This window comes from Stenotrophomonas sp. LGBM10 (assembly GCF_046736075.1).
In the GTDB taxonomy this organism is placed as follows: domain Bacteria; phylum Pseudomonadota; class Gammaproteobacteria; order Xanthomonadales; family Xanthomonadaceae; genus Stenotrophomonas.
The window spans coordinates 1,828,265-1,853,127 of sequence record NZ_CP177163.1 but is presented as its reverse complement, the minus strand read 5'-3'; the positions used below and the strand labels follow the sequence as shown (position 1 = coordinate 1,853,127).

Here is a 24,863-nt window from a genome sequence, read left to right as displayed (position 1 = left end):
GGCCTTTTTCCATTCGCCTGAAACGCGGATCAGCGCTTCATCGAACCGAAGAACTCGTCGTTGGACTTGGTGTTCTTCATCTTGTCGAGCAGGAACTCCATCGCAGCGATTTCGTCCATCGGATGCAGCAGCTTGCGCAGGATCCAGATCTTCTGCAGCAGCTCCGGCTCGATGAGCAGGTCTTCGCGGCGGGTGCCCGAACGGTTGATGTCGATGGCCGGGTACACGCGCTTTTCGGCGATGCGACGGTTCAGGTGCACTTCGCTGTTGCCGGTGCCCTTGAACTCTTCGTAGATCACTTCGTCCATCTTGCTGCCGGTGTCGACCAGCGCGGTGGCGATGATGGTCAGGCTGCCGCCTTCTTCAACGTTGCGCGCGGCACCGAAGAAGCGCTTCGGGCGATGCAGGGCGTTGGCGTCCACACCACCGGTGAGCACCTTGCCGGAGCTGGGCACCACGTTGTTGTAGGCACGTGCCAGGCGGGTGATCGAGTCGAGCAGGATCACCACGTCCTTCTTGTGCTCGACCAGGCGCTTGGCCCGTTCGATCACCATCTCGGCAACCTGCACGTGGCGGGCAGCCGGTTCGTCGAAGGTGGAGCTGATGACTTCGCCGCGCACGGTGCGCTGCATTTCGGTCACTTCTTCCGGACGCTCGTCGATGAGCAGCACGATCATGTGCACGTCCGGATGGTTGGTGGTGATCGCCGTCGCCACCTGCTGCATCAGCATGGTCTTGCCGGCCTTGGGCGGGGAGACGATCAGCGCACGCTGACCCTTGCCCTGCGGGGCCATCAGATCCAGGATGCGGCCGGTGATGTCTTCGGACGAGCCGTTGCCGCGTTCCAGAGTGAAGCGCTTGCGCGGGAACAGCGGGGTCAGGTTCTCGAACAGCACCTTGTTCTTGGACGCTTCCAGCGGCTCACCGTTGATGGTGTCCACGATCGACAGCGCGAAGTAGCGCTCGCCGTCCTTCGGGAAGCGGATGCGGCCGGACAGATGGTCGCCGGTGCGCAGGTTGAAGCGGCGGATCTGGCTGGGCGAGATGTAGGTGTCGTCCGGGCCGGCCAGGTAGCTGGCTTCGGCGGCACGCAGGAAACCGAAGCCGTCCGGCAGGATTTCCAGCACGCCGTCGGCGGCAACGCCGTCGCCGTGGCGGGTGAGCACCTTGAGCAGGGCGAAGATCACGTCCTGCTTGCGGGCGCGCGCCACGCCTTCGGAGATCTGCAGCTGCTCGGCGATCTCCAGCAGCTTCTGCGCCGGCATGCGCTTGAGGTCGCTCAGCGAATAGACCGGGAAGCCTTCGGGCACGTTGGCCTGCTGGCTGCGCACGAACGGCTGCTGCGGTTCGTTGTTGTCCTGCGGCATGCCGTCATCGTTGTAGCGATCGCCACCGCGGTTGCGGTCGCGGCGATTGCGGAAACGGTCGCGGCGGTTGCCTTGGCCCTGACCCTGGCCTTGGCCCTGGTTCTGGCCCTGACCCTGCTGGTACGGGTTCTGCCCGCCCTGCTGGTTCTGGTGCCGGCCATTCTGGTTGCGCTGGCCACCGTCGCCGGTGTCCTGCTGACCACCGCCCTGGGCGGGCGATGCGTCGCCACCGGCAGAGGCTGCCGGGGCCGATGCCTGCGGGGCTGCCGGAGCGGCAGCGGCCGGCGCCGGCGCGTCAGGCGCGGCAGCCAGGGGCAGGGCGGGTTGTGCGGGGGGGGAACCGGCGTCGGTCGCGGTGGCGGCCTTGGCAACACGCGGCTTGCGCACGCGCTTCTCGGCGGGCGCGTCAGCGCTCCCGGGTTCGGAAGTAGTGATATCGGACAAGTGCTGGATTCCTCGCTAGAAGGTGCGAGCGCCCGGCAGGGCGGCGAACGTTGGGAAAGGATCTGGAAGAAACTGCGTCCAGAAGATGCGGCGCGCGAATGCGGCCGGATATGCCGACACTAACACCGGCTCGCGGCGGCGCGCAAGCCGGGTGGGGCAGGGTCATTCATGCGGGCGACGGGCCCGCGGGGCAGCCGGATCGACCGGCTGCCTGCTGCGATCAGGCCAGGGCCTTGTCGAGCATGCCGGCCAGCTGGGCCTTGCCGACCGCGCCGATCTGCTGGGCCTGGACTTCGCCGTCCTTGAACACCAGCAGCATCGGAATCGAGCGCACGTGGTACTTGACGGCCAGCGCACGGTTCTGGTCCACGTTGACCTTGGCGATCTTGGCGCGGCCGTTGTAGGCGTCGGCCAGCTCGTCCAGGGCGGGGGCGATCATCTTGCAGGGACCACACCACTCGGCCCAGAAATCGACCAGGACCGGCTCCTTGGAGTTCAGCACGGTGCTATCGAAGTCGGCATCGCCGACATGTACAACCTTGTCGCTCATCTTGGTTTCTCGTCTGGAAATGCACCCGGCCAGGCCGGAGGAGGTTGAACCTGGACGACGCCTGGTGGGCGTCTTCCCCGTCTGCTGCCTCGTGGCCGCGTGGGCGGCCAGCGGTGCGTCAGGCCGGTTGCCTGGACGCGCACGGCGGGCAGTGTACCCCTATCGTCGCGGGCGGACAGACGCGGGTTGGAAAGAAGCATCCCGTGACTGTCATCTCACTCTGCCGGGGCTGGCCTCTCCGATATGCGGGCCGGGCACGACGCGTTCCAGCCCCGCACGGCGCCCCGTTCAACTGGCGTCAGGGGCCATGAAGACGGCGTCCTTTCTGGCGTCTCGCGGGTGGCTGCGACGGGTGAACCCGGTTTGGCGCCGACATTGCGCTAAACTGCGCCATTGTGCGGCGCCCCTGGACCGGTAAGGTCCGGCCCCGCCACCTCCCGGCGCAGGGGCCGCAATGGCGACGGTGCCCTCCAAGAATGCTGCAAGCCAGCCGCACCTCTGCCGGCTGGCCTTACCAAGACGGACTCATGAGCGACAAACCGCTGACCGATTTGACCTTCTCCTCCTTCGAGCTGCATCCGGCCCTGCAGGCTGGCCTTGAAGGCGCTGGTTTCACCCGTTGCACCCCGATCCAGGCACTGACCCTGCCGGTGGCTCTGCCCGGTGGCGATGTCGCCGGCCAGGCCCAGACCGGCACCGGCAAGACCCTGGCGTTCCTGGTCGCGGTGGTGAACCGCCTGCTGACCCGCCCGGCGCTGGCCGACCGCAAGCCGGAAGATCCCCGCGCGCTGATCCTGGCCCCCACCCGTGAGCTGGCCATCCAGATCCACAAGGATGCGGTCAAGTTCGGTTCGGACCTGGGCCTGCGCTTCGCGCTGGTCTACGGCGGCGTGGACTACGACAAGCAGCGCGAGATCCTGCAGCAGGGCGTGGACGTGATCATCGCGACCCCCGGCCGCCTGATCGACTACGTCAAGCAGCACAAGGTGGTGTCGCTGCATGCCTGCGAGATCTGCGTGCTCGACGAAGCCGACCGCATGTTCGACCTGGGCTTCATCAAGGACATCCGTTTCCTGCTGCGCCGCATGCCCGAGCGCACCACGCGCCAGACGCTGCTGTTCAGCGCCACGCTCAGCCACCGCGTGCTGGAGCTGGCCTACGAGCACATGAACGAGCCGCAGAAGCTGGTGGTGGAAAGCGAGTCGATCACCGCGGCGCGCGTGCGCCAGCGCATCTACTTCCCGGCCGACGAAGAGAAGATTCCGCTGCTGCTGGGCCTGCTGTCGCGCAGCGAAGGCGCGCGCACGATGGTCTTCGTCAACACCAAGGTGTTCGTCGAGCGTGTGGCCCGCTCGCTGGAGCGGGCTGGCTACCGCGTCGGCGTGCTGTCCGGCGACGTGCCGCAGAAGAAGCGTGAGAGCCTGCTCAACCGCTTCCAGAAGGGCCAGCTGGAAATCCTGGTGGCCACCGATGTGGCCGCGCGCGGCCTGCACATCGACGGCATCAAGTACGTCTACAACTACGATCTGCCGTTCGATGCGGAAGATTACGTGCACCGCATCGGCCGTACCGCCCGCCTGGGCGAGGAAGGCGATGCGATCAGCTTCGCCTGCGAGCGCTACGCGATGGGCCTGCCGGACATCGAAGCCTACATCGAGCAGAAGATTCCGGTCGAAGCGGTCACCAGCGAGATCCTGACCTCCCTGCCGCGTCCGGAACGCGCACCGCTGCCCGAGGGCGACGCGGACGGCGACGAAAATGAAAGCGTCGGCCAGATCTTCCGCGAAGCACGCGAAGCGCGCGCCGCCGAAGAGCAGCGCCGTGGCGGTGGCAGCAGCCGCGGCGGCAAGCCGTCCGGTGGCCGTGGCGAACGCCGTGGCCCGGGCGAGCGCAGCGCCGATGGCAAGCCGCGCCGCGAACGCAAGCCGCGTGTGGAAGGCGAGCAGCCGGCCGCCGAGGCAGTGACCGACGCGCCGCGTCCGGTGCAGGCCCCGGTCCAGGCCGATGCCCCGTCGGCAGCGGCCAGCCCGGCTGTCGAAGGCGAGCGCGCACCGCGCAAGCGCCGTCGCCGCCGTCATGGCCGCCCGGTGGAAGGTGCCGCTGAAGGCAGCGCCACCCAGCCGGTGACGCCGGTGCAGGTGGCTGCCAAGCCGATGCGCACTCCCGCGCCGGCCGCCGAGCCGGGCGCATCGTTCCTGACCCGCATTGGCCGCAAGATCCGCCGGATGCTGTCGGGCTCGTAAGAGTTGATGGGAGCCGGCCAGCGGCCGGCACTACCCGGGCGACTGCCATCTGCAGGGAGCCGGCCAGCGGCCGGCACCACCCGGCGACTGCCATCTGCACGCCGCCATCCTCGTCCTGCATAATCAGGGGATGAGCGTCCTGCGTTTTGACAATGTCAGCAAACAATATGCCGGCGGCCACCAGGCACTGGTGGACGTCAGCTTCGATGTCGCCCCTGGCGAGATGCTGTTCGTTACCGGTCATTCCGGTGCCGGCAAGAGCACGCTGCTGAAGTTGATCCACCTCGACGAGCGGCCCAGCCGTGGCGCGGTGCTGTTCGACGAACGCAACCTGCTCAAGGTGCGCGGCGGCAACATCCCGCGGCATCGGCGCGAGGTGGGTGCGGTCTACCAGGACCACCGCCTGCTGATGGACCGCAGCATCGCCGAGAACGTCGCGCTGCCGTTGATCCTGCGCGGCACGCGCCGCGCCGAGATCGGCAAGCGGGTGCGCTCGGTGCTCGAACGCATGGGGCTGGGCCATCGCGAGAAGGCCTTGCCGTCGCAGCTGTCGGCCGGTGAGCAGCAGCGCGTGGGCATCGCCCGGGCGATTGTCGGCGAGCCCAAGCTGCTGGTGGCTGACGAACCCACCGGCAACCTCGATCCGACCCTCGCCGCGGAGATCATGGCGTTGTTCGCCGAACTGCCCGAACGCGGCACCAGCGTGCTGGTGGTCAGCCACGACCTGGCCCTGCTGCGGCACATGCGCAAGCGCGTGCTGATCCTGGACCACGGTCGCCTGATCGACGACATCTCGCCGCAGGACCTGGCCGAATGAGCGCACCGACCAACAAAGAAGCCGCGGCACCGTCGCGCCTGGGGGTATGGCTGCATCACCACGGCCACAGCGTGGTGTTCAGCCTGGGGCGCGCCTGGCGCAAGCCGTGGGCGACGCTGCTCACGGTGATGGTCATGGCGCTCGCACTGGCGCTGCCGCTGGGCCTGTCGATCGCGCTGGACAACCTCAAGCACTTCGCCGGCAGCGTGCAGCAGTCGCGCGACATCAATCTGTTCCTGAAGACCTCGGTGGATGCCGGCGGTGCGGCGCAGGTGGCCGGGACGCTGCGTGGCCGCGCCGACGTCTCGGCGGTGGTGCTGCGCAGCCCCGCCGATGGCCTGGCCGAACTGCGTGAGAGCGCCGGGCTGGGTGAGGCGATCGATGCGCTGAACGACAATCCGCTGCCGACGCTGCTGATCGTGACGCCGGCCGCAGGCGCCGACGACGCCCGCCTGGCGCAGTCGCTGGAAGGGCTGCCGCAGGCCGACCTGGTGCAGCACGATGCGCTGTGGCGCAAACGCCTGGATGCGTGGCTGGGCTTCGGCACCCGCCTGGTCCAGGTGCTGTCGGTGCTGCTGGGGCTGGGTGCAGCGCTGGTGGTCGGCAACACGGTGCGGCTGGACATCCAGGCGCGCCGCGACGAGATCGGCGTGCTGCAGCTGCTGGGCGCCAGCGATGGCTTCATCCGCCGCCCGTTCCTGTACCTGGGCGCGTGGTATGGCCTGGGCGCCGGTGCGATCGCACTCGGCCTGATCGGCGTGGCCGGGCTGGCACTGCGCCCGCCGCTGAGCGCGCTGTCGCAGAGTTACGGCAGCCCGTTCGTGCTGCATGGGCTGGACCTGTTGCATTCTTCGCTCGTGCTGGCTGGCACCGTGGTGCTGGGCTGGCTGGGCGCGTGGCTGGTGACAGGGCATTTCCTGCGCCAGACCCGTCCGACCGAAACCTGAGGCCCGCATGCGCCCGCAAGCCCTGAAGCATCTGGTGGACGACGCACCGCGCGTGATGGTCGTCGACGGCTCCAAGCTGGTCCGCAAACTCATCGCCGATGTGCTGCAGCGCGAGCTGCCGGCGGTGGACGTGGTGGGGTGCGCCAGCATCGAAGAGGCGCGCGCGGCGTTGGCCGCCGGCCCGGTCAGCCTGGTTACCACCTCGCTGACGCTCAGCGACGGCGATGGGCTGGCACTGGCGCGGCTGGTGCGCGAAACCGCGGGCCAGGCCTACGTGCCGGTGATCGTGGTGTCCGGCGATGCCCAGCAGCATCTGGAGCAGCGCCGCTTCACCGAATACGTCACCGACTATTTCGACAAGGCGCTGGGCCACGAGGCCTTGGCCACCTTCATCCGGGGCTACGTGCAGCCGGAGACGATTCCCGGCGCGACGATCCTGTACGTGGAAGACAGCCGCGTGGTGGCCGAGGCGACCAAGCGCATGCTGGAACGGCAGGGGCTGAACGTGCTGCACGTGCTGACCGCCGAGGAAGCCTTCGCGCTGCTCACCGCCGAATCGCTGGGCCGCAGCAGCCACCGCATCGACCTGGTGCTGACCGACGTCACCCTCAAGGGCGAACTGAGTGGGCGCGATGTGGTGCAGCGTGTGCGCGTGGACTTCGGTTACGGCAAGCGCCGCCTGCCGGTGCTGGTGATGACCGGCGATGGCAACCCGCTCAACCAGTCCGGCCTGCTCCAGGCCGGTGCCAATGACCTGGTGCAGAAGCCGATCGAAGAACGGCTGCTGATCACCAAGGTGCTGTTCCAGTTGCGGCTGGCCCGCCTCAACGACAAACCCGTGGTGCGATGAACGACGACGTACAACCGAGCATCCAGCTCGAACCGAGCTGGAAGGCGCGGGTCGGGGAGTGGCTGCTGCGACCGGACATGCGCGAGCTGTCCGCCTTCCTGCGCCAGCGCAAGGCGGCCGGCGCGCGGGTGTTCCCGCCGGGCCCGCAGATGTTCGCGGCGTTCGATGCCACGCCGTTCGACCAGGTCAAGGTGGTCATCCTCGGCCAGGACCCGTACCACGGTGCCGGCCAGGCGCATGGCCTGAGCTTCTCGGTGATGCCCGGCGTGCCGGTGCCGCCGTCGCTGCTGAACATCTACAAGGAAATCGAGGCCGACCTCGGCCTGCCGCGTCCGGACCACGGCTGCCTGCTGCCGTGGGCGCAGCGCGGCGTGCTGCTGCTCAACGCCGTGCTGACGGTGGAGGAGGGCACGGCCGGCGCACATCAGAGGCGTGGCTGGGAAGGCTTCACCGACCATGTGGTGGACACCCTCAACCGCGAGCGCGACGGGCTGGTCTTCCTGCTGTGGGGCGCCTACGCGCAGCAGAAGGGCAAGGTCATCGACACCGGTCGCCACCGCGTGCTGAAGGCACCGCACCCCTCGCCGCTGTCTGCGCACCGCGGCTTTCTCGGCTGCCGGCATTTTTCGTCGGCGAACGAGTACCTGCGCCGACGCGGGCACAGTGCCATCGACTGGTCGCTGCCGCCACGCGCGCAGCTCGGGCTGGACTGAGTCAGTCGTTGAGCATTTCGATGATCGCGCGCGCCACCTGGCGTTTGCGCGCGGGCATGCGACGCAACAACGACAGAATCTCGGTTTCCTGCGCGCAGCGAGCCGCCTCGGCGGCCGGTGATGCCGCCAGCGGCAGGTCGTTTCCCTCCTCCGGCCGCCCCGGCCCGCGCCCCGTCGCCAACCACTCAAAATAGACTTGCGTCACAATTGCGACGCGGGCAAGGTGTTGCACGCTGGGAAACGTGCCGCCTTCCCGTTCCCACTGCGTCACCGCGCTGCGGCGCACGCCGGTTTCCAACGCCAACTGCGATTGCGATAGCCCGGCAGTTAATCGTGCCCGGCGGATTCTGTCGCACATGGCCTGCATTGTTTGCCCCCTTCCCCGGTTTAGGTAAGCGTTGCTTCCGTGTAAGCGATTCTTTTCCTGTCTGTACAGAACTGCTTTCCTGCCCTGCTGCACGAGGGGAAACCATCAGCCGCCTGCCCGCTTGTAAGCGCTACTGCCCCCGTATTTCACGCCGTCTTGTTTGACGGAATTTTGCGGTCCCCGCATTAATCGGCCCGAACCGGACATAAACGCATTCCACAACGGAAAGCGGACACCGGCAGGGCTTGATCGGTATGGCGGGGGAGTAAATCCACCACCACGGTCGGTTTCTGCCCCGAAACGGCGGAGACGCATGCATGGTTAATGTGAAAGGCGTGAACGTTTCGTCATTGCGCTGGCGCGCGCTGCTGCTGCTCGCCCTGCTGACGGTACTTTCATGCCTGGGCCGGGTACAGGCGCAATCGGCCTGTTCCGCCGGCGCCTGCGTCAGCGCCGGCCCACGGCTGGCCTCCGTCGACTCGACCCAGAGCCCGCTGCTCAACCTGCTGTTCGGGGCGCTGCTGCCCGGTACCAGCCTCAATCTGAGCGTGGCCGACTGGAACAACCTGGCCGGCGCCAACGTCAACCTCAATGCGTTGCTGACCCAGCTCAACGGCGGCGTGGTGGTCAGCGACCCCAGCCAGGTGCTCAACACCAACATCACCCTGGGCCAGCTGCGCGCGGCGATGGTGCAGGTGCTGCAGGCCGATGGGCAGACCGCTGCAGCGAACGTGCTCAACGCGCTGCCGCTGGGCGTAGCCGGCGCGACCGGCAGCATCCGCCTGGCCGACATCCTGCAGATCGCGCTGCCCACCGGCTCGCTGGCGACGGTGCGGTTGAACGTGCTGGACCTGCTCACCGGCGGCGTGCAGCTCTACAACTTCCGCAATGTGTTGACCACGCCTACGCCGATCACCGTCAACACTGCCGCGCTCGGTCTCAATGGCGTGGCCAACGTGCGCCTGTGGCTGCAGGTGGTGGAGCCGCCGGTGTACAGCTGCGGCACGGTCGGGGCCGCGTTCCACAGCGCGGCGATCCGCATCAAGCTGGATCTGGATCTGGTGCAGGGCCTGAACACCGGCACCTTGAGCGCCGCGCTCAGTGGTCTCAACCTGCTGGGCGTATCGCTGTCCAACACCAGCATCAGCGCCGATGTGCTGCACCTGCAGGTGTACGCCGATGTGGCGCGCGCCGAAGGCTCGATCTCGGCCGTCAACCTGGTCGGCAACGCGGTCACCCTGCAGGCGCGCCCGGGGCTGGTGAATCTGTACGTGGGCCAGATCAGCGATGCCACCTTCTTCAACCGCAGCACGGTACTGACCGATACCGCACTGACGGCGGCCACGCTCACCTCGCTCAGCGTGCGCGTGCGCGTGTCGGCCAACGTGCTTGGGGTGCCGACGCCAATCGCCGACATCACCGTTCCGTTGACGGTGAGCATCCGCAGCTATGCCACCGCCACACCGGGCCTGCAGAGCGCCAGCTTCACCGGTCCCTATCCCCAGACACGCACGCTCAGTGCGGGCACGGTCAGCGCGGCGACGATGGTGTCCACCCTGGTCAATTCGCTCAGCATCCAGGTCACCAGCGGTACCCCCACGGTGACGCTGGTCGGCGGCATTGCGTTGCCGCTGGCGGTGGGCGATCTGGTCAACGGCATCGTCAACGCGCTGCTCACGCCGATCCGGTCGCAGGTCAACACGCTGGTCACGCCGGTGCTGACAGCGGTGCTGGGTGGAGTGGTGGACAACCTGCTGGGCCTGCTCGGCATCCGTATCGGCCAGGCGGTGTTCACCGTCGAAGGCGTTACCCAGGCCTGCGCCGCGACGCTGCAACTGGTCAAGGACCTGCAGCCGACCAGCGACACCGGGCGCTTCAACCTGTCCATCACCTACAACGGCAGCACGGTCGGTTCGGCCAGCAATGTCGGCAACAACGGCGCCACTGCGGCAGTAATCACGGTTCCGGGGGGCAGCTATGCGCTGGCCGAGGCGGCTGCGGCAGGCACTACGCTCGCGCGCTATGCCAGCACCTGGCAATGCGTGGACCAGAACAATGCCGTGGTGTCGTCCGGCAGCGGCGGCAGCTTCACGTTGCAGGCGCCGGCGATGACCGCGACGGCGGTAACGCTGGTGTGCCGCATCACCAACCGGACGCGCCAGGCCGACCTGTCGATCACCAAGAGCGACGGCAGCGGCAGCTACATACCCGGCGGAACCGCCACGTACACGCTGCTGGTCAGCAATGGCGGGCCGGATGCGGTCACCAATGCGGTGGTCACCGACAGCCTGCCCAACGGCGCCACGCTGCGTGCCGCGTGGACCTGCAGCGCCACCACCGGCAGCGCCTGTGCGGCAGCCACTGGCGGCACGGTGGGCGGCAACGCGGTGAACGTCGGGGTGAACCTGGTCAACGGGGGCCAGGCCACGATCACCGTGCCCGTCAGCTTCAGCAACAACCCGGGCGCTTACTAGCGCACGGTGCGGCACCGCAGTGGCGCGGGCTCTCCTGCGCCGGGGAATGCAAGGACCACCACCGTCGATGGACCCCTACCCGGGCCATCGGCCGCTTTCGAGGACGAGCGCATGGCAGCAACCGGCACGCACACCAGGGCACGCATGGCTTCGGCCAGCATCGCGCGCGCGATGGCCCTGTTGGCGCTGCTGCTGCCGTTGCCGCTGCTCGCGCAGACCTACCCCAATCCGCTGACCAATACCGCTACCGTCACCGCACCGGCCGATGTCGGCGACCCGTCGCCCGGCAACAACACCGCCACCGATGCCAACGCGTTGGCCGTGCAGGCGCAGCTGAGCGTGACCAAAGCACTGCTCAGCGCCAGCCCGGTGGCAGCCGGCGGTGCCGTGCAGTACCGCATCCAGATCAGCAATGCCGGGCCGTCGGCGGCCACCGGCGTGGGCGTGGTCGATACGGTGTCCTCGCTGCTCACCGGCGTCACCTGGACCTGCCAGGGCACCACGGCCGCGTCGTCGTGCGCGCAGCCCAGCGGCAGCGGCAACGCCATCAATGTGCAGGTCAACGTTGCCGTGGGTGACAGCGTGGTGCTGCTGGTCAACGCTACCGCGCCCACCGCCACGCCTGCCACGGTGCCGGCCAACAGCGTATCGCTGGCGATGCCGCCGGGCACCACCGATCCGACCCCGGGCGACAACACCGCCACCACGCCGGCGGTGCCGGTGCAGCCCAATGCGCTGGTCGCCAACAACGATGCATTCCCCACCGCCATTCCGTCGGCCACCGGCGGCAACACGCCTACCGTGCTGGGCAATGACACGCTCAACGGCGCGCCGGTCAACGGTGCCAACCTGATCATCGCGCTGCAGAACGCACCCGCCGGGTTCACCATCAACAGTGCCGGCGTGATCGCCGTGCCTGCCGGTGCCGCGGCGGGCGCTGCCACGCTCACCTACCAGATCTGCGAAAACACCTCGCCCACCAACTGCGCCACCGCGTCGGTGAGTCTGGTGATCGGCCCGACCGCGGTGAACGACAGCTTCAACGCCACCGGCGGCTCGGCGTCGCTGAGCAGCACGGTGGCTGGCAACGACAACGCGCCGGCGGGCGCCACTTTCAGCGCCGTGGGTGCGCCGCCGTCCGGGTTGACCGTCTCCAGCAACGGCAACTTCGTCTACGCGCCGGCGGGCGGCATCCTCACCGGCACCACCTTCCAGTACCAGGTCTGCCTGCCGGCGCCGAACGGCACCGTGTGCGCCACCGGCACGGCCACGATCGTGGTCAACGCCAACGTGCTGATTGCGGTCGACGACAGCTTCGCCACGCCGATTCCTGCCGGCGCGGGGGGCCTCACGCCCACGGTGCTGACCAACGACACCTTCAACGGTGGCGCGGTACCGACGGGGCAGATGACGCTGTCCCTGGTCGGCGCACCGGCCGGGTTCGCCATCAGTGCCAACGGCGCGATCCAGGTGCCGGCCACCGCCGCTGCCGGCCCGCTGTCGCTGACCTACCGCTTCTGCGAAAACGTGCTGCCCGGCAACTGCGCCACCGCCTCGGCGTCGCTGATCGTCAGCCCCGATGCGGTCAACGACAGCGTGACCACGCCGGGCGGCGGGCAGCCGGCGACCGGCAGCCTGGCGACCAACGACAACATCGCCAGCGGGTCCAGCTACACGCTGCTCAGCGCGCCGACCCGCGGCACGGTGGTGATCAACGCCGACGGCAGCTTCAGCTACACCCCCACCGGCGGCAACACCGGGCCGGACAGCTTCACCTACCGGGTGTGCCTGCCCACGCCGAACGTGGGCGTCTGCGATGCCGCCACGGTCACCGTGAACGTGCTGGCCAACCAGCTGCAGGCGGCCAACGATGTGTTCGTGACGCCGCTGCAGCCGGGCACCGCCACAACGGTGAGCCTGCTGGCCAACGACACCTTCAACGGTGCCGCGGTGGTGCCGGGTACGGTCGCCCTGACCCTGACGGGTGCGCCGGCCGGCTATGCCGTCAATGCCGGCGGGCAGGTACTGGTGCCGGCCGGTGCCGCCGCCGGTGCGGTGGCCTTCGGCTACCAGCTCTGCGAACAGGCCGCGCCGGCCAACTGCGCCACCGCGACCGTGCAGCTGGTGGTGGCGCCCGATGCCGTCAACGATGCCTTCGTGGCGACGGCGGGCGTGCCGCTGGCAGCCACGGTGGCCGGCAACGACAACGCACCGGCCGGTGCGCAGTTCAGCCTGCTTGGTGTGGCCGCGCATGGCAGCGTCACGGTCAATGCCGATGGCAGCTTCACCTACCTGGCCCAGTCGACCTACACCGGTCCGGACAGCTTCGGTTACCAGGTGTGCCTGCCGGCGCCGAACGGCGGGGTATGCGATACCGCCACGGTGACGATCAATGTGGCCGCCGGCGTGATCGTGGCCAACGACGATGACTTCAGCGCCGCGCCGCTGAGCGGTGCCGGTGGCCTCACCGCCAGCGTGCTCGGCAACGACAGCTTCAACGGCAGCGCCATCGCGCCTGCACAGGCCGCGCTGTCGCTGATCAACGCGCCCCCGGCCGGCTACACGCTGGAGCCCAATGGCCAGCTGCAGGTTCCGGCCGGTGCGCCGGCCGGCCCGGTCACGTTGACTTACCAGCTGTGCCAGGCGGGCACGGGCAACTGCGATACCGCCACCATCGCGGTGGTGATCGCGCCCGATGCCGTGGCCGACGCGTTCACTACCCAGGTCGGGCGGCCGGTGAGCGGCAACGTGGCGGTGAACGACAACGTCGCGACCGGCACGACGTTCACCGTGGCCGGCGCAACGCCCGCCGGCCTGGTGTTCAACGCCAACGGCAGCTTCACCTACACGCCGCCGGCGCAGTTCACCGGCACCACCACCTTCGATTACCGCGTGTGCCTGGCCGCGCCGCAGGCGGCCGTCTGCGATACCGCCACGGTGACCCTCAACGTCAACGCCGGCACCCTGGTCGCCAACGACGACGACTTCCGTGCGGCCGTGCTCAACCCCGCCGTGGGTGGCACCACCAACAGCGTGCTGGCCAACGACACCATCAACGGTGCGGTGCCGCCCGCGCCTGCCGATGTGGTCCTGAGCCTGATCGGCGCACCCGCCGGTTACGTACTCAACGGCAACGGCACCCTCTCGGTGCCCGGCGGCGCCGCAGCGGGCGCGGTCGCGTTCTCCTACCAGCTGTGCGAGGCGGCGCTGCCGACCAACTGCGCGACCGGTGGCGTCCAGCTGCTGCTGGGACCGGTGGCGGTGAACGACAACTTCAGCACGCCGGTTGGCATCCCGTTGACCGGCAGCGTGGCGGGCAACGACAACGTGCCCGCGAACGCGACCTTCAGCGTCAGCGGCACGGTACCGGCGGGGCTGGCCTTCACGCCCAACGGTGGCTTCGTCTACACCCCGCCGGTGGGAACGCAGGGGCCCGTTTCCTTCGCCTACCAGGCCTGCCTGCCCGCGCCCAACGCCACGGTGTGCGCCGGTGCCACGGCCACCATCAACGTCAACGCCGGCACGCTGGTGGCCAACGACGATGACTTCAGCGCCGCGCCGATCAACCCGACCGTCGGCGGCACCACGCTGTCGGTGCTGGCCAACGATTCGCTCAACGGCACTGTGCCGCCGGCGTCCAGCGATGTGGTGCTGAGCCTGGTCGGCGCGCCGTCCGGCTACAGCCTGGCCAACGATGGCACGCTCACCGTTGCCGGCGGTGCACGTGCCGGCGCCGCGACGCTGACCTACCAGGTGTGCGAGGCCGCGCTGCAGAGCAACTGCGATTCGGCGCAGATCCGCGTCGTGGTGGCACCGCTTGCCGCGGATGACGCATTCTCCACGCCGGCCGGGCAACTGCTGGCCGGCAACGTGGGCAGCAACGACAACGTCCCGACCGGTGCGGTGTTCAGCCTGACCGTTCCGGCGCCGGCCGGCCTCCAGTTCGGCCCGGACGGCAGTGTCCTGTACACCCCGCCGACCGGGTTCACCGGGCCGGTGACCTTTACCTACCAGGTCTGCCTGCCGGCACCCGACAGCGGGCAGTGCAGCGCGGCCACCGCGACCCTCTTCGTCAATGCCGGCACGCTGGTGGCGGTGGACGATGACTTCAGTGCCACCCCGCTGCCCCCGGGCGGCAGCGCACCGGCCAGCGTGCTGGCCAACGACGCACTCGATGGGGTGACCCCGCCGGCCGCCGGCAGCGTCAACCTGAGCCTGGTCGGTGCGCCGGCCGGCTATGCGCTCGATGCCAACGGTGTGCTGCAGGTACCGGCCAGTGCGGCGGGCGGCGCCACCGTGCTGACGTACCAGGTCTGCGAAGCGGCCGTGCCGGGCAACTGCGCCAGCGCCACGATCCGCGTGGTGATCACGCCGTCGGCGGGCAACGATGCCTTCTCGACGCCTGCCGGGCAGGTGCTCAACGACACCGTGGCCGGCAACGACAACGTGCCGCCCGGTGCGCTGTTCAGCGTGACCGGCACCACGCCGGCCGGGCTGATGTTCAGCAGCAGCGGCAGCTTCACCTATACCCCGCCGGTGGGCACCACCGGGCCGGTGGTCTTCACCTACCAGGTGTGTCTGCCTGCGCCGAACGCCGCGCTGTGCGCCAACGCCAGCGCGACCATCACGGTCAACGCCGGCACGCTGGCGGCGGTCAACGACGATTTCAGCAGCACGCCGATCAATCCGGTCACCGGGGGTGCCACCACCTCGGTGCTGTCCAACGATTCGCTCAACGGTGTCACCCCGCCGGCCGTGGCCAACGTGGTGCTGTCGCTGGTTGGTGCGCCGGCCGGACTGAGCATCACCGGTGAAGGCGCGGTGGTCGTCGCCGCCGGCACGCCGGCTGGTGCGAAGAACCTGACCTACCAGGTGTGCGAAGCGGCCGCACCGGCCAACTGCGCCACGGCCGGCGTGCGCGTGGTGGTGGCGCCCTCGGCGGTGGACGATGCGTTGTCCACCCCGGTCGGGCAGGGCATCACCGGCTCGGTGGCGGGCAACGACAACGCGCCGGCCGGCGCGGTGTTCAGCGTGGTCGGCCCGGCCCCGGGCGGGCTGGTGTTCGGCACCAACGGGGCGGTGACCTATACCCCGCCGGTCGGCTTCACCGGCACCGAATCGTTCACCTACCAGGTGTGCCTGCCGGCGCCGGATACCGCTGCCTGCGCCACCGCCACGGTCGCGCTCAACGTCAACAGCGGCACGCTGGTGGCCGTTGACGATACGGTTGCCGCACCGATCGCGCCGGGTGCACCGTCGCCCAGCGTGCTCGTCAACGACACGCTCAACGGCGTCACGCCGTTGCCGGCCGACGTGGTGCTGTCGCTGGTGGGGGCACCGGCGGGCTTCAGCATCGCCGGCGATGGCACGGTCGCCGTGGCGGCTGGCACCCTTGCCGGTGCCACCACGCTGACGTACCAGATATGCGAAGCGCTCGCGCTCACCAACTGCGATACCGCCAGCGTTGCGCTGGTGGTCGCCCCGGCGCCGGCCAACGATGCGTTCTCCGTGCAGGCGGGACAGACACTGACCGCCACCGTGTCGGGCAACGACAACATGCCGGTCGGTTCGACCTGGGCACTGCAGGGCACGCCGCCGGCCGGCGTTGCGTTCAGCGCGGACGGCAGCTTCACCTATGCGCCGCCCGCCGGAACCAGCGGCCCCACCAGCTTCGTCTACCAGACCTGCCTGCCGGCGCCCAACGCGGCGGTATGCGCCACCGCGACCGTGGTACTGAACATCAACAACGGGGCGCTGGTGGCCACCGACGACAGCTTCGGTCCGATCGCACCGGGGACGGTCACGCCCAGCGTGCTCGGCAACGACGCACTCAACGGCGTGACGCCGCCGGCGGCCGCCAGCGTGGCGCTGTCGCTGGTGGGCGCGCCGGCTGGCTTCACCCTCAACGCCGATGGCACCGTGACGGTCGCGGCCAACGCGGCCGCCGGTGCCACCGTGCTGAACTACCAGCTCTGCGAAACCGCGGCGGCCAACAACTGCGATACCGCGACCATCGCGCTGGTGGTGCGTCCCACCGCCGTGGACGATGCGATCGTGGTGCAGGCCGGGCAGGCCAATCCCGGCAACGTCACCGGCAACGACAACCTGCCGGCCGGCTCCACCTGGAGCGTGGCGGCGCCGCCGCAGGGCCTGGCATTCAACAGCAACGGCAGCTTCACCTACACCCCGCCGGCCGGCACGGTCGGTGCGGTCACCTTCAGCTACCAGGCGTGCCTGCCCGCGCCGGATGCCGCCGTGTGCAGCACGGCCACGGTGACGCTCACGCTCGCGGTGAACGCGGTGGTCGCCAACGACGACACCGTCGCCGCACCGGTGACCGGTGGCGCGGTGACGCCCAGCGTGCTCGCCAACGACGCGCTCAACGGCGTCACTCCGCCGGCCCCGGCCACCGTGCAGCTGCTGCTGGTGGGCGCGCCGCCCGGGTTTGTCATCAACAACGACGGCACCGTGCAGGTGCCGGCCACCGCCACCGCCGGCGCGACCACGCTCACCTACCAGCTGTGCGAAGCCGCGTCGCCGACCAACTGCGATACCGCCGCGCTCCGCTTCGTGATCACGCCGGCACCGCAGAACGACGCCTTTGCCGTGCAGGCCGGTGGCTCGATCACCAACGCCGATGCCGGCGGCAACGACCGCATGCCGGCCGGCTCGACGTGGGCGGTGCAGGGCACGCCGCCGCCGGGGCTGACCTTCAACGCGGATGGCACCTTCAATTACACCCCGCCGGCAGGCACCATCGGTGCGGTCACCTTCACCTACCAGACCTGCCTGCCGGCGCCGAACGCCGGCGTGTGCGGCACCGCGACCGTGACCGTGAACGTCAACCTCGGCACGCTGGTGGCGGCCGATGACAGCTTTGTCGGCATCGCGCCGGGCACGTCCACGCCCAGCGTGCTCGCCAACGATGCGCTCAACGGCGTGACTCCGCCGGCGGCGGCCAACGTGCAGCTCAGCCTGGTCGGTGCGCCGGGCGGCTACAGCATTGCTGCCGATGGCACGGTGACGGTACCGGCGGGCGCCGCTGCCGGTGCCGGTACGCTGACCTACCAGATCTGCGAAACCGCAGCGCCCACCAACTGCGACACCGCGACGGTGTCGCTGGTGATCCGGCCGGTTGCGCAGAACGATGCCTACGCCGTGCAGGCGGGCGGCACGATCAGCAATGGCAACGTTGCAGCCAACGACAACGCGCCCGCCGGCGCGACCTGGACGGTGCAGGGCGCCGCGCCGGCCGGGCTGGTCTTCAATGCCAACGGCACCTTCACCTATACCCCGCCGATCGGCACGCTGGTGCCTGTCACCTTCACCTACCAGTTGTGCCTGCCGGCGCCGAACGCGGCGTTGTGCAGCACCGCCACGGTCACCCTCAACATCAGCGTGGGCAACCTGGTCGCCAGCGACGACACCTTCATCGGCATCGCGCCGGGAAGCAGTTCGCCCGGCAGCGTACTGAACAACGACAGCCTCAATGGCGTCAGCCCGCCCAACAGCACCACGGTGGTGTTGAGCCTGGTGGGCGCACCGGCCGGATTCGCGCTCAACGCCGCCGGTGAGGTCAGCGTGGCCCTTGGCGTGACCGCCGGCACCACGCTGCTGACCTACCAGCTCTGCGACGCGATCGTCGCGACCAACTGCGACACCGCCACCATCACCGTGGTGGTGAGCCCGGCGCCCCAGAACGACAGCTTCGCCGTACAGGCCGGACAGACGCTGGGCAACAGCGTGGCCGGCAACGACAACCTGCCCGCCGGCTCCAGCTGGGCGCTGCAGGGCACCGCGCCCGCCGGCCTGGCCTTCGCTGCCGGCGGCACCTTCACCTATACCCCGCCGCTCGGCACCACCGGACCGGTGAGCTTCACCTACCAGGCGTGTCTGCCGGCGCCGTACACCGCGCTGTGCGGCACGGCGACCGCGACCATCGCCATCACCACCGGCACCCTGGTGGCTGGCGACGACACCTTCAGCGGCGTCGCGCCCGGCAGCAGCTCGTCCACGAGCGTGCTGGCCAACGACAGTCTCAACGGCGTCACGCCGCCGGCAGCCGCCGATGTGGTGCTGAGTCTGGTTGGTGCACCGGCCGGCTTCACCATCACCCCGGCCGGTACCATCGCAGTCGCGGTCGGCACCCCGGCCGGTTCGACCACGCTGACGTACCGGATCTGCGAAGCCGCCGCACCGGCCAACTGCGCTACCGCCAGCGTCACCGTGATCGTGTCCCCCACGCCGCAGAACGACGCGTTCTCGCTGCAGGCCGGGCAGACGCTGAGCAACAGTGTGGCGACCAACGACAGCCTGCCGCCCGGCGCGGCGTATGCGGTGCAGGGCACGCCGCCGACCGGCCTGTCTTTCAACGCCGATGGCACCTTCACCTACACCGCGCCGGTGGGCGCGGTGAGTCCGGTGACCTTCACCTACCGCGCCTGCCTGCCGGCACCGAACGCGGGCCTGTGCGGCACTGCCATCGTCACCTTGAACATCAACAACGGCGCGCTGGCGGCGGGCGATGACACGCTGACCGGCGTGGCACCGGGCAGCACGTCCACGGCCAGCGTGCTGGCCAACGACAGCCTCAACGGCGTCACGCCGCCGGCCGCCGCCGACATCACGCTGAGCCTGGTGGGCGCACCGGGCGGTTTCGCGATCAACGCCGACGGCACGGTCAACGTCGCTGCCGGGGTGATCGCCGGGCCGACCACGATCACCTACCAGCTCTGCGAAGTGGCCGCGCCGACCAACTGCGCTACCGCCAACGTCACGGTGGTGGTCAGCCCCGCGCCGCAGAACGATGCGTTCGCGGTGCGGGTGGGGCAGACCCTCACCGGCAGCGTGGCCGGCAACGATGGCATGCCGGCCGGTTCGAGCTGGGCCGTGCAGGGCAGTGCGCCCAACGGCATCGCGTTCAACGCCGATGGATCGTTCACCTACACCCCGCCGACCGGCACGCTGAGCCCGGTGGGCTTCACCTACCAGACCTGCCTGCCCGCGCCGTACGCCGCGCTGTGCAGCACCGCCACCGTCACCCTCAACGTCAACAATGGCCAGCTGGTGGCTGCCGACGACACGCTCGCCAGCGTGGCGCCGGGCGGTACGTCGTCCAGCAGCGTGCTGGCCAACGATGCGCTCAACGGCGTTACCCCTCCGGCCGCAGCGGATGTGGTGCTCAGCCTGGTCGGTGCGCCGACCGGTTACGCGATCACGGCCAACGGCATGATCGTGGTGCCCACCGGTGTGGTGTCCGGCCCGACCTCGCTCACCTACCAGATCTGCGAAGCCGCTGCGCCGACCAATTGCGACACCGCCAGCGTGGCCGTGGTGATCGCGCCGGCACCGCAGGACGATGCCTTCTCCGTGCCGGTGGGCCAGACGCTGAGCACCAGCGTGGCCAGCAACGACAACATGCCGGCAGGCGCGCTGTGGACGGTGGTGGGCACCGCGCCGGCCGGCCTGACCCTGGCCACCAACGGTGGCCTCACCTACACCCCGCCGGGCGGCACGCCCAGCCCGGTGACCTTCACCTACCAGGTCTGCCTGCCCGCGCCGAACGCCACGGCCTGCGGCACCGCCACGGTCACGGTAAACATCAACAACGGCACCCTGGCCGCTGGCGACGATGTGCTAGGCACCGTGGTGCCGGGCGGCGTCTCGGGCAGCAGTGTGCTGGTCAACGACCGTCTCAACGGAGTCAGTCCGCCGGCGCCCGCGTCGGTGGTGTTGAGCCTGGTCGGCGCGCCGGCCGGCTTCACCCTCGACGCCGACGGCATGATCGGCGTGGCCACCGGTGTGATCGCCGGCGCGGCCTCGTTGACGTACCAGATCTGCGAAGCCGCCGCGCCCGCCAACTGCGATACCGCGCGCGTGGCCATCGTGGTTGCGCCGGTACCGCAGAACGACAGCGTCAGCGCACGGCTGGGACAGACGCTCACCGCCAGCGTGGCCGGCAACGACAACATGCCGGCCGGTTCGACGTGGACCGTGCAGGGCAGCGCGCCTGCCGGCCTTGCACTGGCCGCCGACGGCACGTTCTCGTACACCCCGCCGGCCGGTACCACCGGTCCGGTCACCTTCACCTACCAGGCCTGCCTGCCGGCACCGGATGCCGCAACCTGCGGCACCGCCACCGTTGCCATCGCCATCGCCGGCGGCGTGCTCAGCGCGGTCGACGACGCCGTGGGCAGCATCGTGCCGGGCGGCGCCTCCACCGTGAGCGTGCTGGCCAACGACACCCTCAATGGTGTGTCACCGCCGGCCGCTGCCGACGTCGTGCTGAGCCTGGTCGGTGCGCCGACCGGTTACACGATCAACCCCGATGGCACGCTTGGCGTCGCCGCAGGCGTGGTGTCCGGCCCGATCACGCTCACCTACCAGGTCTGCGAAGCCGCCGTGCCGTCCAACTGTGCCACCGCCAGTGCCACCGCCGTGGTCGCGCCGGCGCCGCAGAACGACGCGTTCTCGGTGCAGGTGGGGCAGACGCTTACCGCCAGCGTGGCCGGCAACGACGCCATGCCCGCCGGTTCGGTCTGGACCGTACAGGGCGTCCCGCCGGCCGGCCTCACGCTGGCGGCCGACGGTGCGCTGAGCTACACCCCGCCCACCGGCACGCCCAGCCCGGTGAGCCTCACCTACCAGGTGTGTCTGCCCGCGCCGAACGCGGCCCAGTGCGGCACCGCCACGCTGACCATCAACATCAACAACGGCACGCTCGTGGCCGGCGATGACACGCTCAGCGGCGTGGCACCGGGAGGCACCTCGTCCACCAGCGTGCTGGCCAACGACAGCCTCAACGGCGTCTCGCCGCCGGCCGCCGCCGACGTGGTGCTGAGCCTGGTCGGCGCACCGGCCGGCTACACGATCAATCCCGATGGCACCCTCGGCGTGGGCACCGGCGTCGTCTCCGGCCCGACCACGATCACCTACCAGATCTGCGAAGCGGCGGCGCCCACCAACTGCGATACCGCCAGCGTCACCGTCATCGTCACGCCTGCACCGCAGGCCGATGCCTTCGCGGTACAGGCCGGGCAGACGCTGGTCGGCACCGTGGCCGGCAACGACGGCATGCCTGCCGGTTCGGTGTGGACCGTGCAGGGTGCGCCGCCGGCAGGCCTGACCTTCAACGCCGACGGCACGTTCACCTATGCGCCGCCGCTTGGCACCGTGGGTCCGGTGAGCTTCATCTACCAGGTCTGCCTGCCGGCGCCCAACGCCACGCTGTGCGGGACCGCGACCGTCACCCTCAACGTCAACACCGGCACCTTGGTGGCCGGCGACGACACGCTCAGCGGCGTGGCGCCTGGCGGCACCTCGTCCACCAGCGTGCTGGCCAACGACAGCCTCAACGGCGTCTCGCCGCCGGCCGCCGCCGATGTGGTGGTGACGCTGGTGGGTGCGCCCGCCGGCATCACCCTCAACGCCGATGGCACGATCAGCGTCGCCACCGGCGTGGCGTCCGGTCGCACCACGCTCACCTACCAGATCTGCGAAGCGGCCGCCCCGACCAACTGCGATACCGCCAGCGTCACCCTGGTGGTCAGCCCGGTGCCGCAGAACGACGCGTTCCCGGTGCAGGCCGGTCAGACGCTGTCCAACAGCGTGGCGACCAACGACGCCCTGCCGGCCGGCACCGTGTACAGCGTGCAGGGCGCCGCACCTGCCGGTCTGGTCTTCAACGCCGATGGCACGTTCACCTACACCGCGCCGGCCGGCACCAGCGGCCCGGTCACCTTCACCTACCAGGCGTGCCTGCCTGCGCCGGACAGCGCGCTGTGCGCCAGCGCCAGCGTGACCATCACCGTGGGCGCTGCCGCCAACATCGTGCTCGCCGTCAATGACGACTTCACCGGCACGCCGGTCGATCCGTCGGTGGGCGGCACCATCGCCCGTTCGGTGCTGGACAACGACAGCTTCAACAACGTGTCCCCGCCGCCGCTGGGCAGCGTGATCGCCACGCTGACCGGCAGTACGCCGGGCTACACGCTGAACAACCAGGGCCAGATCATGGTGGCTGCCGGCGTCCAGCCGGGCCAGGTGCAGCTCGCCTACCAGCTGTGCGAGAACGGGGTGCCGACCAACTGCACCACCGCCATCGCCACGGTGCTGGTACAGGGCCCGGTGGGCGTGCTGCTCGCGGTGGACGACAGCGGTGGTCCGGTCGGCCCGGCCGGCCGCGCGCGACTGCTGAACGTGTTCGCCAACGACACCCTCAACACCGCACCGCTGGATCCGGCCCAGATCACGTTTGCGCCGGTCGCCACGAACGCGCTGTCCTTCAGTGCCGATGGCTGGGTGGATGTGGCCGCCGGGCTGGCCCCGGGCACCTACAGCACGTCCTACACCCTCTGCCTGCGCAACCAGCCCACCGTCTGCGATACCGGCAGCGTCACGGTCACCGTCATCGCCGGCGAGCCGGGCGTGGATGCCGAGGACGACCGCGTCGAGATTCCGCAGGACGGCGTGATCGAGATCGACGTGCTCGGCAACGACCGCGTCAACGGCACCCCGATCGATCCGGACAGCGTCACCGTCACCATCACCGCGCCGCCGCCGTATGGCACGGCCACGGTGCTGCCGCGGGCCCGCATCCGTTTCGCCGCGCAGGCCAACTTCGCCGGCGTGCAGGCCTTCGGCTACCAGGTCTGCGACGTGGCCGATCCGACCGAATGCGCATCGGCCACGGTCACCGTCACGGTCGATCCGAACGTGCTGACCCTGGTCGACGATGCGGTGATCGCCGATGGCGCCGGCCCGCTCGCCATCGACGTGCTGGCCAATGACAGCGCGCGCGCCGCCGCGCTGGATCCGGCGTCGCTGCAGGTGGTGGGCGCGCCCGCGCACGGCACCGCCCAGTGCGCCGCCGGTCGCTGCACCTACACCCCGGCCGCGGCCTTCGCCGGCACGGACAGCTTCCGCTACCGGGTTTGCGATGTGTCCATTCCCACCCCGCAGTGCGCCGAGGCGAACGTGGCGGTCACCGTCGCCGGCCAGCAGGCCGTGCTGCGCCTGACCAAGGTGGCGGGCAAGCGCAGCGTGCAGATCGGCGACCTGGTGCGGTACACCGTCACCATCGACAACGTCGGCGAGGTCGATGCCAACGGCGCCACCCTGCTCGACACGCTGCCGCCGGGCTTCACCTTCGTGCGCGGCGGGTTCGCGGTGCGCGATGCCGACAACGATGCGCGCACCAGCGGAACGCAGCCGCTGCGCATCGACGGCATCGACGTGGCGGCCGGCGAACGCGCCACGGTGGTGTACTACCTGCGCGTTGGTGCCGGCACCGGCACCGGTGTGCATACCAACCGCATCACCGCCATCGACGGCGAGAACCGCACCATCGGCAACGTCGCCTCGGCCGACGTGGATGTCACCACCGATCCACTGCTGGATGAAAGCCTGATCGTCGGCAGCGTGTTCGACGACCGCAACGGCAATGGCATCCAGGATGCGGACGAGCGCGGCATTCCCGGCGTGCGCATCGCCGCGGTGGAAGGCCTGCTGATGGAAACCGACGCGTTCGGTCGCTACCACCTGGTCGGCATCCCCGGCGGCCAGGCGCGCGGTCGCAACTTCATCCTCAAGGTCGATCCGTCCACCGTACCGGCGGGCGCGCGGTTCACCACGCCCAACCCGCTGGTCCGCCGCATCACGCCCGGGTTGCCGGTGCGCTTCGATTTCGGGGTGCGCATGCCCGATGGTGCGCTGCGCGGTGCCGGCCAGGACGACGCGGGCGCGTCACCACGGCCGGTGCGCATCGAACTGGGCGACGGCGTGTTCGCATCGGGCAGCGCCGCCCTGGCGGCGGACCGTGCACTCGTGCTGGACAAGGCCGCCGAGGCACTGGTGGCGCGCGGCGGCGGCCGTGTGCAGATCACCGCTGCCAGCGGCCAGGAGGGCCTGGCACGGCAACGCGCCCAGGCACTCGCTGCCGCGTTGGCATCCCGCCTGCCCGCCGGCGTGGCTGCGGCGACCACCCTGGAGGTTCTGACCGGGGAGGGCGCCGTGCTGCACCGCCTGCGCCTGGACGATCCCCCCGAAGCCCCAGCCAGCGCCGGTCGCCCGACCGGGAAGGGGCGTTGACCA

General features: G+C 69.8%; 10 protein-coding genes. 7 read left to right on the top strand and 3 right to left on the bottom strand.

What is annotated here, in order from left to right; all coding sequences use genetic code 11:
* Nucleotides 1-29: 29 nt before the first annotated feature.
* Together rho and trxA are read right to left on the bottom strand one after the other, a co-directional pair.
* A complete protein-coding gene (rho, locus tag ACLB90_RS07785) occupies nt 30-1,811 on the bottom strand; it encodes a transcription termination factor Rho (RefSeq protein WP_411852383.1) in 1,782 nt (593 codons plus the stop codon).
* A 220-nt stretch (nt 1,812-2,031) separates the two neighbouring features.
* Nucleotides 2,032-2,361: a thioredoxin TrxA gene (gene trxA / locus ACLB90_RS07780; protein ID WP_411852382.1), complete on the bottom strand. Its 330-nt coding sequence runs from the start codon at nt 2,359-2,361 to the stop codon at nt 2,032-2,034.
* Nucleotides 2,362-2,888: 527 nt separating this feature from the next.
* On the opposite strand from trxA, the gene rhlB reads away from it, so the two are divergent.
* The 5 genes from rhlB to ung all read left to right on the top strand — a co-directional run bounded on the left by rhlB (nt 2,889) and on the right by ung (nt 7,931).
* The gene (gene rhlB, locus ACLB90_RS07775; RefSeq protein WP_411852381.1) at nt 2,889-4,604 is read left to right on the top strand and encodes an ATP-dependent RNA helicase RhlB; all 1,716 of its coding nucleotides are present in this window, start codon (nt 2,889-2,891) and stop codon (nt 4,602-4,604) included.
* Nucleotides 4,605-4,734: 130 nt separating this feature from the next.
* Nucleotides 4,735-5,421, top strand: a complete 687-nt coding sequence (gene ftsE / locus ACLB90_RS07770) for a cell division ATP-binding protein FtsE (RefSeq protein WP_017354631.1) — start codon at nt 4,735-4,737, stop codon at nt 5,419-5,421.
* A complete protein-coding gene (ftsX, locus tag ACLB90_RS07765) occupies nt 5,418-6,368 on the top strand; it encodes a permease-like cell division protein FtsX (protein ID WP_411852380.1) in 951 nt (316 codons plus the stop codon). The genes ftsE and ftsX overlap by 4 nt, the downstream gene beginning before the upstream one ends.
* Nucleotides 6,369-6,375: 7 nt before the next feature.
* The gene (locus ACLB90_RS07760; RefSeq protein ID WP_411852379.1) at nt 6,376-7,218 is read left to right on the top strand and encodes a response regulator; all 843 of its coding nucleotides are present in this window, start codon (nt 6,376-6,378) and stop codon (nt 7,216-7,218) included.
* Nucleotides 7,215-7,931, top strand: a complete 717-nt coding sequence (gene ung / locus ACLB90_RS07755) for a uracil-DNA glycosylase (protein WP_411852378.1) — start codon at nt 7,215-7,217, stop codon at nt 7,929-7,931. The genes ACLB90_RS07760 and ung overlap by 4 nt, the downstream gene beginning before the upstream one ends.
* Nucleotide 7,932: 1 nt before the next feature.
* On the opposite strand, the gene ACLB90_RS07750 is transcribed toward ung, so the two are convergent.
* Entirely contained in the window at nt 7,933-8,289 is a 357-nt protein-coding gene (locus tag ACLB90_RS07750) for a helix-turn-helix domain-containing protein (protein ID WP_411852377.1), read from the bottom strand.
* 326 nt (nt 8,290-8,615) lie between these two features.
* Here ACLB90_RS07750 and ACLB90_RS07745 point away from each other — a divergent pair, with 326 nt between their 5' ends.
* Nucleotides 8,616-10,772, top strand: coding sequence for a hypothetical protein (locus ACLB90_RS07745; RefSeq protein WP_411852376.1), 2,157 nt, complete (start codon nt 8,616-8,618; stop codon nt 10,770-10,772).
* Nucleotides 10,773-10,916: 144 nt separating this feature from the next.
* A complete protein-coding gene (locus ACLB90_RS07740) occupies nt 10,917-24,860 on the top strand; it encodes an Ig-like domain-containing protein (protein ID WP_411852375.1) in 13,944 nt (4,647 codons plus the stop codon).
* Nucleotides 24,861-24,863 lie beyond the last annotated feature (3 nt).

What these genes read in the sequence shown, in the direction of transcription:
- trxA (WP_411852382.1), bottom strand. Translation starts at nt 2,361, where the DNA reads ATGAGCGACAAGGTTGTACATGTCGGCGATGCCGACTTCGATAGCACC.
- rhlB (WP_411852381.1), top strand. Translation starts at nt 2,889, where the DNA reads ATGAGCGACAAACCGCTGACCGATTTGACCTTCTCCTCCTTCGAGCTG.
- ftsE (WP_017354631.1), top strand. Translation starts at nt 4,735, where the DNA reads ATGAGCGTCCTGCGTTTTGACAATGTCAGCAAACAATATGCCGGCGGC.
- ftsX (WP_411852380.1), top strand. Translation starts at nt 5,418, where the DNA reads ATGAGCGCACCGACCAACAAAGAAGCCGCGGCACCGTCGCGCCTGGGG.
- ACLB90_RS07760 (WP_411852379.1), top strand. Translation starts at nt 6,376, where the DNA reads ATGCGCCCGCAAGCCCTGAAGCATCTGGTGGACGACGCACCGCGCGTG.
- ung (WP_411852378.1), top strand. Translation starts at nt 7,215, where the DNA reads ATGAACGACGACGTACAACCGAGCATCCAGCTCGAACCGAGCTGGAAG.
- ACLB90_RS07750 (WP_411852377.1), bottom strand. Translation starts at nt 8,289, where the DNA reads ATGTGCGACAGAATCCGCCGGGCACGATTAACTGCCGGGCTATCGCAA.
- ACLB90_RS07745 (WP_411852376.1), top strand. Translation starts at nt 8,616, where the DNA reads ATGGTTAATGTGAAAGGCGTGAACGTTTCGTCATTGCGCTGGCGCGCG.
- ACLB90_RS07740 (WP_411852375.1), top strand. Translation starts at nt 10,917, where the DNA reads ATGGCTTCGGCCAGCATCGCGCGCGCGATGGCCCTGTTGGCGCTGCTG.